General features: G+C 58.5%; 13 protein-coding genes. 8 read left to right on the top strand and 5 right to left on the bottom strand.

Annotated features, from left to right (window positions below; all coding sequences use genetic code 11):
* Positions 1-35: 35 nt before the first annotated feature.
* Positions 36-935: a lipid A hydroxylase LpxO gene (lpxO, locus tag ACYZT7_RS15410; RefSeq protein ID WP_462041702.1), complete on the bottom strand. Its 900-nt coding sequence runs from the start codon at positions 933-935 to the stop codon at positions 36-38.
* A gap of 414 nt (positions 936-1,349) precedes the next feature.
* Between lpxO and ACYZT7_RS15405 the strand changes: the two genes are divergently transcribed.
* Both ACYZT7_RS15405 and ACYZT7_RS15400 read left to right on the top strand, forming a co-directional pair.
* Positions 1,350-2,939 (top strand): ABC-F family ATPase, encoded by a 1,590-nt coding sequence (locus tag ACYZT7_RS15405; protein WP_462041701.1) that lies wholly within the window; start codon positions 1,350-1,352, stop codon positions 2,937-2,939.
* Positions 2,940-3,186: 247 nt separating this feature from the next.
* The gene (locus ACYZT7_RS15400; RefSeq protein WP_462041700.1) at positions 3,187-4,374 is read left to right on the top strand and encodes an MFS transporter; all 1,188 of its coding nucleotides are present in this window, start codon (positions 3,187-3,189) and stop codon (positions 4,372-4,374) included.
* A gap of 64 nt (positions 4,375-4,438) precedes the next feature.
* Here ACYZT7_RS15400 and ACYZT7_RS15395 read toward each other — a convergent pair whose 3' ends face one another.
* Positions 4,439-5,476 carry an alpha/beta hydrolase family protein gene (locus ACYZT7_RS15395; RefSeq protein WP_462041699.1) on the bottom strand — a complete coding sequence of 346 codons (1,038 nt, stop codon included), beginning with the start codon at positions 5,474-5,476 and terminating at the stop codon, positions 4,439-4,441.
* A gap of 179 nt (positions 5,477-5,655) precedes the next feature.
* Entirely contained in the window at positions 5,656-6,267 is a 612-nt protein-coding gene (locus tag ACYZT7_RS15390) for an FMN-dependent NADH-azoreductase (RefSeq protein ID WP_462041698.1), read from the bottom strand.
* 129 nt (positions 6,268-6,396) lie between these two features.
* Between ACYZT7_RS15390 and ACYZT7_RS15385 the strand changes: the two genes are divergently transcribed.
* Together ACYZT7_RS15385 and ACYZT7_RS15380 are read left to right on the top strand one after the other, a co-directional pair.
* Entirely contained in the window at positions 6,397-7,305 is a 909-nt protein-coding gene (locus ACYZT7_RS15385) for a LysR substrate-binding domain-containing protein (RefSeq protein WP_462041697.1), read from the top strand.
* A complete protein-coding gene (locus tag ACYZT7_RS15380; protein WP_462041696.1) occupies positions 7,302-7,661 on the top strand; it encodes an MmcQ/YjbR family DNA-binding protein in 360 nt (119 codons plus the stop codon). Before ACYZT7_RS15385 ends, ACYZT7_RS15380 begins: the two co-directional genes overlap by 4 nt.
* Here ACYZT7_RS15380 and ACYZT7_RS15375 read toward each other — a convergent pair.
* Positions 7,658-8,086, bottom strand: a complete 429-nt coding sequence (locus ACYZT7_RS15375) for a DUF1294 domain-containing protein (protein ID WP_462041695.1) — start codon at positions 8,084-8,086, stop codon at positions 7,658-7,660. The genes ACYZT7_RS15380 and ACYZT7_RS15375 overlap by 4 nt on opposite strands.
* Positions 8,083-8,913: an undecaprenyl-diphosphate phosphatase gene (locus tag ACYZT7_RS15370; RefSeq protein ID WP_462041694.1), complete on the bottom strand. Its 831-nt coding sequence runs from the start codon at positions 8,911-8,913 to the stop codon at positions 8,083-8,085. The genes ACYZT7_RS15375 and ACYZT7_RS15370 overlap by 4 nt, the downstream gene beginning before the upstream one ends.
* A 294-nt stretch (positions 8,914-9,207) precedes the next feature.
* Here ACYZT7_RS15370 and ACYZT7_RS15365 point away from each other — a divergent pair, with 294 nt between their 5' ends.
* The 4 genes from ACYZT7_RS15365 to ACYZT7_RS15350 all read left to right on the top strand — a co-directional run bounded on the left by ACYZT7_RS15365 (position 9,208) and on the right by ACYZT7_RS15350 (position 12,788).
* A complete protein-coding gene (locus ACYZT7_RS15365; RefSeq protein ID WP_462041693.1) occupies positions 9,208-10,842 on the top strand; it encodes a methyl-accepting chemotaxis protein in 1,635 nt (544 codons plus the stop codon).
* Between the two features lie 92 nt (positions 10,843-10,934).
* Positions 10,935-11,498, top strand: a complete 564-nt coding sequence (gene pnuC / locus ACYZT7_RS15360) for a nicotinamide riboside transporter PnuC (protein WP_462041692.1) — start codon at positions 10,935-10,937, stop codon at positions 11,496-11,498.
* Entirely contained in the window at positions 11,495-12,019 is a 525-nt protein-coding gene (locus tag ACYZT7_RS15355; protein WP_462041691.1) for an AAA family ATPase, read from the top strand. The genes pnuC and ACYZT7_RS15355 overlap by 4 nt, the downstream gene beginning before the upstream one ends.
* A 331-nt stretch (positions 12,020-12,350) precedes the next feature.
* On the top strand, positions 12,351-12,788 hold the full coding sequence (locus ACYZT7_RS15350; protein WP_462041690.1) for a hypothetical protein: 438 nt from the start codon (positions 12,351-12,353) through the stop codon (positions 12,786-12,788).

Below are 12,788 nucleotides of genomic sequence, written 5' to 3'. Positions count from 1 at the left end.
CTCCGACGATGGCGTCTTCCGCCGCGATACTACATTTAGATCAGAACGAAAATCGCCAGCAAGCCACCAAAAATCGCCCACTTTTCGAGGTAATAGAGCTTGCGGTTACTCTTCTTGAGCGCTTTGCCCCGCAGGCGAATTTTATAAATTTTGGTGAACAATCGGTTGATACCGCCGGTCTTGTCACCGACATCGTTCGGCGCGCCCGCCGCCGACATCACGTTACGGCTGAACCAGCCATTGAACGCCGTCGCCCAGCGATACTTCATCGGACGCTCAACGTCACAGAACAGAATGATGCGGTTCTGCTGGGTGGTGTTTTCGGCGTAATGAATGAAAGTCTCGTCGAACATGACCGCTTCACCGTCGCGCCAGTGGTAGTTCTCACCATCGACGTTGATGTAGCAACCGGCATCGTTCGGTGTTTCCAGGCCAAGGTGATAACGATAGGAGCCGGCATAAGGATCGCGGTGACGGACCAGTTTCGAACCCGGTGGCAACTCAGCAAACATCGCGGCCTTGATGGAGCCGATGCTTTGCACCAGTTCGGTGGTACGCGGGCAGAGTTTCATGGCCGAAGGATGACTGTCGCCGTACCACTTCAGGTAGAAACGTTTCCAGCCAGTCTTGAAGAACGAGTTGAAGCCGACGTCGTCGTATTGATTCGAGCGCTTGATCTCTCCAGCCTTGAGCAGGCTCTGGCCCTCGGCGCGAATTTCTTCCCAATGGTCCTGCAACGGACTCAGATCAGGGAAATCGGCCGGGTTGAGATAAGGCTTGCTGGGGATTTTCGAGAACAGATAAAGGAAGCAGTTGATCGGCGCCAGAAACGTCGAGTGGTCGCTCAGTTGGCGGCCCAGCTTGTGGCGCACGCGTCCGCGCAAGTGAACGTACGTAATGGATACAACGTAAATAGCGGCGATGATCAGTTTCACAGTAATCGTCACACGTCAGAAGTGAACAATCTGCGTCCTTGCCGATCCATCGGCCCAAGGGTCTTGGCATTTTAGCCACAGTTTGTAACAAATAGTTAACCTTCAACGGTGAAAATCTGTCCGCTGATGCTGCCAAAGCGGCCGTGCGGCCTTAACACCCTATCGTTTAAAGAGCCAGACCAGTACAATCGCCGCCAAACATTACGCGCCCCCCTTGGTTGATGACGGGAATGAACCCCGTCTCAGCGCACGTCGACTCGGGCCAAGCGCTCCATATGCTGCTGTCCACTTATTGCCAGATGGACCTTCCGCTTCTGACCGGGATGCAATTCCTGTGGTTCGAATACCGGAAACGGGTACTGAATCGGTACTGCCGCAACCCTAGCTACTCTGAATGCTTCGCAGGAAAAACCTTTGATCTCTACAGCTAACATCACGATGCAGTTCGGCGCCAAGCCGCTATTCGAAAACGTTTCGGTCAAATTCGGCGCGGGCAACCGCTACGGTCTGATCGGCGCCAACGGTTGCGGCAAGTCGACCTTCATGAAAATCCTCGGCGACGACCTCGAGCCATCCGGCGGCCAGGTCATGCTCGAGCCGAACGTGCGTCTGGGTAAATTGCGCCAGGACCAGTTCGCTTACGAAGAATTCACCGTGATCGATACCGTGATCATGGGTCACGAAGAGCTGTGGAAGGTCAAGGCCGAGCGCGACCGCATCTACTCGCTGCCGGAAATGACCGAAGAAGACGGCATGGCCGTGGCAGAACTGGAAACCGAGTTCGCTGAAATGGACGGCTACACCGCCGAATCCCGTGCTGGCGAACTGTTGCTGGGCCTGGGTATCGGCATCGAGCAGCACTTCGGCCCGATGAGCGAAGTGTCCCCAGGCTGGAAACTGCGTGTATTGCTGGCGCAGGCGCTGTTCTCCGATCCTGAAGTGCTGTTGCTCGACGAACCGACCAACCACCTGGACATCAACACCATCCGCTGGCTGGAAAACATTCTGACCCAGCGCTCCAGCCTGATGATCATCATCTCTCACGACCGCCACTTCCTGAACAGCGTGTGCACCCACATGGCTGACCTGGATTACGGCGAGCTGCGCCTGTTCCCGGGCAACTACGACGAGTATATGACCGTGGCGACCCAGTCCCGCGAGCAACTGCTGTCGGACAACGCCAAGAAGAAAGCGCAGATCTCCGAACTGCAATCGTTCGTCAGCCGCTTCTCGGCCAACGCCTCGAAAGCCAAACAGGCCACTTCCCGCGCGAAGGCGATCGACAAGATCCAGCTGGCCGAGGTCAAGCCTTCGAGCCGTGTAAGCCCGTTCATCCGTTTCGAACAAACCAAGAAGCTGCACCGTCAGGCGGTCATCGTCGAGCGCATGGCCAAAGGCTTCGACGGCAAGACACTGTTCAAGGACTTCAGCTTCCAGGTTGAAGCTGGCGAGCGCGTCGCGATCATCGGCCCGAACGGTATCGGTAAAACCACCCTGCTGCGCACCCTGGTCAACGAACTGACCCCGGATGCCGGCACCGTGAAGTGGACCGACGCCGCGGAACTGGGCTACTACGCCCAGGACCACGCGCACGATTTCGAAGACGACTGCAACCTGTTCGACTGGATGGGCCAATGGACCCTGGGCGGCGAGCAACTGGTTCGCGGCACCCTCGGCCGGATGCTGTTCTCCAACGACGAGATTCTCAAGTCGGTCAAGGTCATCTCCGGTGGTGAGCAAGGTCGCATGCTGTTCGGCAAGCTGATCCTGCAAAAGCCGAACGTGCTGATCATGGACGAACCGACCAACCACTTGGACATGGAATCCATCGAAGCGTTGAACCTGGCGCTGGAGAACTACCCGGGCACGCTGATCTTCGTCAGCCACGACCGTGAGTTCGTATCGTCGTTGGCCACCCGCATCATCGAGTTGAGCCCTAGTGGCGTGATCGACTTCAGCGGCACGTATGACGACTACCTGCGTAGCCAGGGCGTTGTGTTCTAAGCGTTCGCTATAAATGAAAAGCCCTGTCCTGGTGACGGGGCTTTTTGCATTTCAATATTCAAGAATTTCTGTGGTGCGTAAACCATCGCGAGCAAGCTCGCTCCCACATTTGACCGCGGTCCACTGTGGGAGCGAGCTTGCTCGCGATGAGGCCCTCAAGGCAGATGAATATAGTTAGCCTGCTTTCTTTTATTTCATGCCCGCGCCATGATGCAGTTCTCCCACCGCCGCCCGCGAACGAGCCCTCATGTCTGCGCAGCAACTGCCACCACCAAGCTCTATGGCGATCACCCTGCAGATCGTCTCCATCGTCCTCTATACCTTTATTGCCTTCCTCTGCATCGGCCTGCCGATTGCGGTGTTGCCGGGGTACGTCCACGAACAGCTGGGTTTCAGCGCAATCATCGCGGGGCTGACCATCGGCTCGCAGTACTTGGCCACCCTGCTCAGCCGCCCAATGGCCGGGCGCATGTCGGACAGCATCGGCACCAAGCGAGCGATTGTTTACGGGTTGTCGGGGATTGTGTTGAGCGGCGTGCTGACGTTGATTTCAACGCTGCTGCAAAGCTTTCCATTGCTGAGCCTGCTGATCCTGATCGCTGGCCGCTTGTTGCTGGGGATTGCCCAAGGCTTGATCGGGGTCGGCACCATCAGTTGGTGCATGGGTCAGGTGGGCGCTGAACATACCGCGCGATCGATCTCCTGGAACGGCATCGCCTCCTACGGCGCCATCGCCATTGGTGCGCCGCTGGGCGTGGTGATGGTCGGTGAGTTGGGGTTCGCCAGTCTTGGGATCGCGCTGTCGGTGTTGGCGTTGGCGGCGTTGTTGCTGATCCGCAACAAGTCTTCGGTGCCGGTGATCCGTGGCGAGCGCCTGCCGTTCTGGGCGGTGTTCGGGCGTATTGCACCGTTCGGCGCGAGCCTGAGCCTCGCCTCCATCGGTTACGGCACGTTAACCACCTTTATTACCCTGTATTACGTCAGCCGTGGCTGGGCCGGCGCGGCTTATTGCCTGACGGTGTTCGGTGTCTGTTTCATTCTGGCGCGGCTGTTGTTCATCTCCAGCATCAACCGTTTCGGTGGATTCACCTCGGCCATTGCCTGTATGAGCATTGAAACAGTGGGCCTGGTGCTGCTGTGGCTCGCGCCTTCGACCGGTTATGCACTGATCGGCGCAGGCCTGACCGGGTTCGGTCTGTCGCTGGTCTATCCAGCACTGGGGGTCGAAGCAATCAAGCAAGTGCCCAATTCCAGTCGCGGGGCGGGATTGAGTGCTTACGCGGTGTTTTTCGATCTGGCGCTGGCGATTGCCGGGCCGTTGATGGGCGCGGTGGCGTTGAACCTGGGGTACACGTGGATTTTCTTCAGCGCGGCGTTGTTATCGGTAAGCGGGCTGGGCCTTACCTTGATACTGAAACGCCGCGCAGTAACCTGACGCATGCAATCCCTGTGGGAGCGAGCAAGCTCGCTCCCACAGGGGTTAAGTGATGGTCATAAAATCATTGATCGGCTGTCTGCATTCCGGCCCGGGTCGGTTTGCCAAGCGCATGAGAGAAGAAACGCCCAGCTTCGGAAATCATGTTGCGATGGATGTCTTTGCGGTCGACACCATCGGCATCCGTGCACAGCGCCGGCATAGCGATAAGTTGTTCTTCATTGCAGGGCGCAAGGAACACGAAGTGCCCTGCCCCGGCCAGCAACTTGAAGTCCGGTGCGATCGGCAGTTTGCGCGCCAGGGCGGCGGCATTCTTGTCGAACGCCACCAGTTTGTCGCCGTCGCCGCTGTATAGCAGCACCGGCACATGCACGTCGGCGAGGGTATGGCGGCCAAACTTCAGGCTCAGCGGCGCCATCAGCAGCAAGGCGCGAACCCGAGGGTCAGCCACCGGTTGCAAGTCATCACGGTCGACAATCAATTCGCCTTGGGTGTTGCAGGCATCGCGGTCGTCCGGGCGCTCCCGACAATAGCGGCGCAGACGGTCCAGATCTGGCGTCGCGCCGGACAGAATCAGCGCCGTCTCCCCACCTGCCGAATAGCCGATCACGCCGACCTGATCGGCATTGACGAAGGGCGCGAGCATACGGTCGCCGAGCGTCGCGGTAATGGCTTCGGAAATCTGGATGGGCCGACCGTAAAGGTTACTCAACGTACCGAGGCGGCTGTGGTCTTTGGAGTTGTCACCGGGGTGGATAACCGCCACCACCACAAACCCTTTGCGTGCCAGCGACGTGGCGAGATCGTTTAAAGCCAGCGGGGTTCCGGTGTTGCCGTGGGACAGCATCAGCATCGGGAAACGGCCGATGGCGACTCGGGTGTCTTCGCCCGCTTCGACCGTGTAGCCCTCGATTTTGCTGGAGTGCTCCTTGTCGCTGGAGGGATAGAAGGCGATGGCGCGCATCGGCTGCAAGTCCAGAGGGTCAAGAAAACTCATCTCATGGAAGCCGACGCTCCAGTGAGGATGCGGCGCAGGCGCGGCATGCACTGAATTCAGGCTGCTGAGCAGGCAAATCAGTAACGTTGCACAAAGACGCACCATGGGAGGCTCCACCTGGCTACTGACCGGGGACGTTAACCCTCGACTGCATAACTCGGGCCACTACTTAATGAAATTCCGAAACATCCAAAAACAGAAAACTCCGCATCTGGCACTTGCGTGATCAGAATACAGAGTTTTTTTGGTACTGCCCGAGCTGTTTGATTTTCTTTACACACCCCTTACGCGGCAGCGAACAACTGCTCATTGATTTGCGTGTGAGCGTCGCTCATGGCTTTGGTGCGGACATCGTCACCGTAAGCAAGGCCATGTGCACGGACGAACTCGATGTCCGTGATACCGATGAAGCCGAACAGGACTTTCAAGTACTCTTCGTGAGCCACGCCAGTGGCCTGACCCGCATGCAGACCGCCGGAAGTCGATACGATCACGACTTTCTTGCCGCCGCACAGGCCTTCAGGGCCGGCTTCGGTGTAACGGAAGGTCTGACCGGCAACGGCGATGCGGTCGATCCAGGCCTTGAGTTGAGTCGGGATAGTGAAGTTGTACATCGGGGCTGCAATCACCACGGCATCGGCGGCGAGGAATTCGGCCAGCGTCGAGGCGCTCAGCTCGGCTTCGTGCTGCTGGGCGGCGTTGCGCAGTTCAGCGGTGGTGCCGGCGGCGACCAGGGTGGTGGCGGAAAAATGGCTGATCGCATCGGCGGCCAGGTCGCGGTAAGTCACCACGGCAGTCGGCTCGGCGGTTTGCCAGGCTTTAACGACTTCGCTACTCAGCTGACGGGAAGCCGAGTTGTCACCAAGAATGCTCGAATCGATATGCAGCAGTTTCATGTGGGATCTCCAGGTGAGGATCGCTACGAGGCGATCTGATGGGGAGAATCCTACAGGCGAAACCAATAGCTGATTAGACCGCAACAATGCGATAGTTCGTCCCACTGATAGAACAATCGAGCTCACACTATGCAAGACCTTAATGATCTCTACTACTTCGCCAAGGTGGTCGAAGCCGGTGGCTTCGCGGCAGCCGGGCGTTTGCTCGGAATTCCCAAGTCGCGGTTGTCGCGGCGCATCGCCGAGCTGGAAGAGCGTCTCGGCGCGCGCCTGCTGCAACGCACCACCCGACAACTGAAGTTGACCGCCGTGGGTGAACGTTACCTGCGGCACTGTCAGGCGATGCTGCTGGAGGCCGAGATGGCCGACGAAGCCGTCGCCAGCATGTCCAGTGAACCTCGCGGGCGTTTGCGGGTGTCCTGCCCCGTCGGGTTGGCACACGAAATTCTGCCGACAGTGATCAGCGATTTCCTTGAGAAGTTTCCTCAGGTTCAACTGGAGGTCATGTTGCTCAACCGCCGCGTCGACCTGGTGACCGAGGGCGTCGATGTGGCGCTGCGAGTGCGTGAGTTGGGCGATGAGGATCCGCTGCTGGTCACCCGACGCTTGCGCCAGGCGCAGATGGCAATGGTCGCCAGCCCCGCGTTTTTGCATGGACGTGAAATCAACCACCCCGAAGACCTGAAAAACCTGCCCGTGCTCGGCGCCCTGGAAGCCGACCGCCTGGTGCATATACGCATGCTCAACCAACAGGGCAAAAGCTTTGAGTTGAGCCTCGAAGCGCGATTGGGCATCGATGACTTTATCGTGCGCAAGGCCTGCACCCTCGCCGGCCAGGGTTTTACCATGCTGCCGATGATGTATTGCGAGCAGGAACTGGAAAACGGCTCGCTGGTGCAGTTGCTGCCCGATTGGTCGCTGCCTGGCGGCTGGCTGCAAGCGGTCTACCCTCATCGGCGCGGGGTGATGCCGGCCGTACGCGCCTGGCTCGACCATTTGATCGAATCATTCAATGCCTGTGGGGACCGACTGATATGAAGGCTGGACGTATGAGCGAAGAGGATGTCGCGCAATTCTGTCTCGCGTTGCCGGGTGCGCGGGAAGACTACAAGTGGGGTGGCGTACGGGTGTTTTCGATTGCAGGGAACAAGATGTTCGCCTTGCAGAATCTGCGGGGCGACTCCCTGGCCTTCAAGGTCGACAAGGACTTGTTTCTCGGTCACTGCGACCGCCCGGGAATCCGCCCGGCGCCGTATCTGGCGCGGGCTCAGTGGATCATCATGGAAACGCCCTACCCTGTGGGCACCGAAGAGCTGCAAGGCTTGTTGCAACGTTCCCATCAACTGGTGGTGAGCAAGTTGCCCAAGCGTACCCAGGTCGGACTGCTGGTTTAGAGCAGCGCGAACAGATGGGCGCCGAGAAACAGCTGGTCGATCCAGAACACCTGATGCATCAGCACGATGATCCAGAACACCAGCTGAAACGAGATCTTGCGCGTCTTGTGACGAAACAGTTGCTGTGCCAGCAAGGCGCCCGGCCAGCCGCCGGCGAGTTCCACCGCATGCAGCACGTTCTCCGGCGTGCGCCAATTGTCGGCCCGCGCCTTGCGCTTGTCGCACCAGTACAGAAAGAACGCCAGGACGCTGACGATCCCGTACGCCGCCAGGGGAATCACCGAAACCCCGCGCAGCCACAACGACATCGCGCCGAATAGCGGCAGCGCGCACAGGACCGCGAACACCAGCAGTTTCAGCCGAGGTTTGCGGATCTCTCCACCGGGCTTGCGTCCGGGCTTGTTGCGCGAACTGCCATCATTCATGGCTTGACCGCGGTCCAGTCGACCCAGCCGAACTGCCAGGTGGCCAGGATGACCAGGCCGAACGCGATGCGATACCAGGCAAACGCCGCATAGCTGTGGCTGCCGATGAACACGAGCAAGGCTCTGACGGCAATCATCGCGAAGATGAACGCCGTCACGAAACCGATCGCGAACACCGGAAAATCAGACGGAACGAACAGGTCGCGATACTTGTAGCCCGAGTACACCGCCGCGCCGACCATGGTCGGCATCGCCAGGAAGAAAGAAAACTCGGTGGCGGTCTTGCGCGACAAGCCGAACAGCAAACCGCCAATGATCGTCGAGCCGGAGCGCGAGGTGCCGGGAATCATTGCCAGGCACTGGGCAAAGCCAACTTTCAGCGCGTCTTTCCAGGTGATTTCGTCGACGGTGTGGGCATGCACTTCATGCTGACGCTGCTCAGCCCACAGCATGACGATACCGCCCACGACCAACGCCGTGGCCACGGTGATCGGGTTGAACAGATACTCGTGGATCAGATCAGCGAAAATCACCCCCAATACCACGGCCGGCAGGAAGGCGATCAGCAGGTTCGCGGTAAAGCGTCGAGCGCTCGGCTGCGTCGGCAAACCGATAACCACATCGAATATCTTGCGGCGAAACTCCCACACCACCGCCAGAATCGCCCCCAACTGAATAATGATATTGAAGGCCATGGCCCGCTCGCCACCGAAGTTGAGCAAGTCCGCCACAATGATCTGGTGTCCGGTACTGGAGATCGGCAAAAATTCCGTCAGCCCTTCTACAACCCCAAGAATCAATGCCGAAAAGGCAGTCCAAAGATCCATCAATCCCCCAAGAAGCGATGCGCCACGGCATGCCCCGTTAATATTTTTTCAGAACGTTTACTGCGATCAGCCTAGCTGAAGGCCCGCGCGCACAGGATCCAGACGGAACCATAAAAATTCCGTGAAAAATCAACTTTGATTCAGGTTTTTCCGTGCGGGGCCGAAATCCTATCAGACAAGTCCGATTAGCGCTGCCGCGTTATTGGACTTGGGTCGGATATGACCGATAGGCAAAGTGTGGTTGGATGCTGGCGATCATTTATAACAAGAAAAAGAAACCGGAGTGACAGCGTTATGAACAGCTTGCGCAGTATGTCGATCAGCCGACGTTTGTGGCTCATCTTGATCGTGGCCGTGATGATGCTAATGACGTTGGGCGTCTTGATGCTCAAGCAGATTCACGATGACCTGTACCACGCCAAAGCTCAGAAAACCCAGCATGTGGTGCAAACTGCCAGTGGCATTCTGACCTATTACCACGACCTCGAAACCGCCGGCACGCTCACCCGCGATGCTGCGCAGAAGCAGGCACTGACAGCCGTTCGCGGTCTGCGCTATGACCAGAATGACTACTTCTGGATCAATGACCTGACGCCGGTGATGATCATGCACCCGGCCAACCCGAAACTCGATGGCCAGAACCTCTCGGCGATCCGTGACCCGGATGGTTTTGCCCTGTTTAACGAAATGGTCGCCGTCGCCAAGAGCAAGGGTGCCGGCACCATCGACTATCGCTGGCCTAAACCGGGGGCCAGTGCGCCGGTAGAAAAAACGTCCTACGTCAAACTGTTCGAACCCTGGGGCTGGGTGATCGGTTCGGGCGTGTACATCGATGACATGCAGGCCGAGTTCTATAGCCAAGTCTGGAAGGCCTCGTTCGTGGGGCTGGTGATTGCCCTGATCATGGCGCTGCTGGTGATCCTGATTGCCCGCAGCATCTTGCGTCCACTGCAGGAAACCGTGAACGCCATGGCCAACATCGCCAGCGGCGAGAGCGACCTGACCCGCAGCCTCGACACCCATGGCCAGGATGAAGTCACGCAACTGGCACGACACTTCAACGCCTTCACCGCCAAGCTGAGACTGGTGATCAAAGAACTGCAAGTGTCCGCCAGTGCCCTGGGCCAGTCGTCCAGTGAACTGGGCAACGACGCCGCCCAGGCCCAGCAACGTAGCCAGCAGCAGTCGCAACAAATGGAATTGGTGGCCACTGCCATCAATGAAGTGACGTATGGCGTGCACGATGTTGCGAAAAATGCCGAGCACGCCGCCAGCGAAATGCGCGATGCCGAGTCTCAGGCGCAGCAGGGCCAGATCAATATCGATGGCAGCCTGCAACAGATCGACAAATTGTCGTCCACCATTGATCAGGCGGTGGAAGTGATTCGCACCCTGGCCGCCGAAAGCACGCAGATTGGCAGCGTCCTCGAGGTGATCCGCTCCATCGCCGAGCAAACCAACCTGCTGGCCCTCAATGCGGCCATCGAAGCCGCCCGGGCCGGCGAGCAAGGCCGCGGTTTTGCGGTGGTGGCCGATGAAGTGCGACTCCTGGCCCAGCGTACCCAGAAGTCCACGGCCGAGATCCAGTCGATGATCGAGCGCCTGCAAAGTCATTCCGAAGCGGCGGTCAAAGTGATCGGCGACAGCAGCCGTGCATCGCAGTTGACCATCGAGCAGGCCGGTCTGGCCGGTGCAAGCCTGAATGCCATTGGCCAGGCGCTGCGCAACCTCAACGGGTTGAACGCCTCCATCGCCAGCGCGACCTTGCAACAGGCGCATGTGGTCGAGGACATCAACCAGAACGTCACCCAGGCAGCCGGCTTGTCCCACAGCACGGCGCTGGCGGCCGAACAGTCGAGCGTGGCCAGCGTTCACCTGAAGGAATTGAGTGAGCAGTTGAACGGTCTGCTCAAGCAGTTCCGGGTTTAACCGCCTACAAGGGACAGCGCACGCTGGTTCTACTCGGTAGCGTCTGCCGTTACAATCCGCCCCCCTCTTCGATTTCCCCTAAAGGAACCGCCATGTCCGGGCTTGAACTGTTTGCCGCCGCCCTCGGTGTCATTGCCGTTTGGTTGACCGTCAAACAGAACCCCTGGTGCTGGCCGATCGGCCTGGTCATGGTGCTGCTTTACAGCTGGATCTTTTTTGAGGTGAAGCTGTACTCGGACATGCTGCTGCAGGTGATCTACGCCGCGTTGCAGCTCTATGGCTGGTGGCAGTGGACGCGTGCGGGGGATGCGCACCAGGGTCGGCAAGTCAGCCTGCTCGAGGGTAAATCGGTCGCTTTCGGCCTGGTCATTGGAGCAGTCGGCAGTTTGTTGTTGGGTGCTGCTATGGCGAACTGGACCGACGCCGCGCAGCCTTGGCTCGATGCTGCGCTGACGGGCTTCAGCCTGGTGGCGCAATTGTGGATGGCGCAAAAACGCGTGCAGTGCTGGCCGCTGTGGATCGCCCTGGATGTGATTTTCGTCGGGCTGTTTATCTACAAAGAGATGTACCTGACCGCCGGGCTCTACGCATTGTTCACCCTGATTGCCGTGCAAGGCTGGCGGGAATGGCGGGCTGATCCGGCGTTGCGCACATGAAAGTTCTGGTACTCACAGGCCCCGAATCCAGCGGCAAGAGTTGGCTGGCAGCCGAGTTACAGCAGCATTTCGGCGGGGTCCTGGTAGACGAATATGTGCGCTGGTTCATCGAACAAAATCCACGAGACACCTGCCTGGCCGACATTCCGGAAATCGCCCGAGGGCAGCTGAAATGGGAGGACGAGGCACGCGCCCGGCAGCCGCATTTGCTGATTCTCGACACTCACTTGCTGAGCAACATCCTCTGGAGCCAGACTTTGTTTGGCGATTGCCCGACGTGGATCGAGCAAGCATTGCTGGCACGGCACTACGACCTGCATTTGCTGCTGAGCCCTGAAACCGTGGCCTGGCATGACGACGGGCAGCGGTGCCAACCGCAACTGGCAGAACGCCAGGCGTTTTTCCAGGCCAGCCGCCAATGGCTTGACCTGCACCACCAGCCTTGCCAGGTGCTGCAAGGTGATTGGCAACAGCGCAAGGACGCGGCATTCGAGGCTGTGACGCGCCTGCTCAAGGCCTGACAGGGGTACCCCGCCCTGCCGAAAATGTCCGTTCCTGAAACACCCATCCCTGCGCAAACCCTCGAGTTAAAGCGGCTCGAGCACTGCGTCAAGAAAATGTTAAGCCACTGATACAACCCGCCTTCAGCGCCCTTAGCGAGCAATGACGCCAGCATGGACGGCGCTTTTGTTTGGCTCTGTCTCAGTGGCGTTACAAACTTTTTCTAACCACCTCAACATCTAAAGCCAATCAACTGTTTTTAAAAGAAAAATAAAAACCGGCACACCTTCTGCTCTCTTCCTCGTAACGCTGATAAGGGCCAGCGTTCCACTTACAGAAGGAATTGCCGCTGTGGGGAAATTTGATAAAAGCTTCTATGGCCTTCTGCTGATCGGATGCGCACTGGGCTCAAGTGTTTGCCTGCCTGTACAGGCTGATAACGGCATTATCATTATCAAACGTGATGTCCAACCGCGCATGGCAACGCGTCCGCCGGTGATGCCCGACCCTAACCCCACGACCGCCAATGCCAACCCGTCCAAACACATCCTCAGCCAAACGAACGAGCTGAGCGACGGTGACTTTGCCAACGTCGCCAGTGGTGCAGGCATCTCCCGCCTGGTCGCTCAAGGTTCCAACAACCTGGGCGGCAATATCACCAACCAGACCCAGCTTTCCAACCTCCCCGCTGGACGTTCGGGAAACTCGGGTAACGGTATTGCCAACATGGTCAATTCAAACATCCAGCAAGGCCTGGGTGCTCTGAAAGTCATAACGGGAGACCGTTAA

It is taken from the genome of Pseudomonas sp. RT4P38 (genome assembly GCF_054897765.1).
This window is presented reverse-complemented; position numbering and strand designations above follow the sequence as displayed.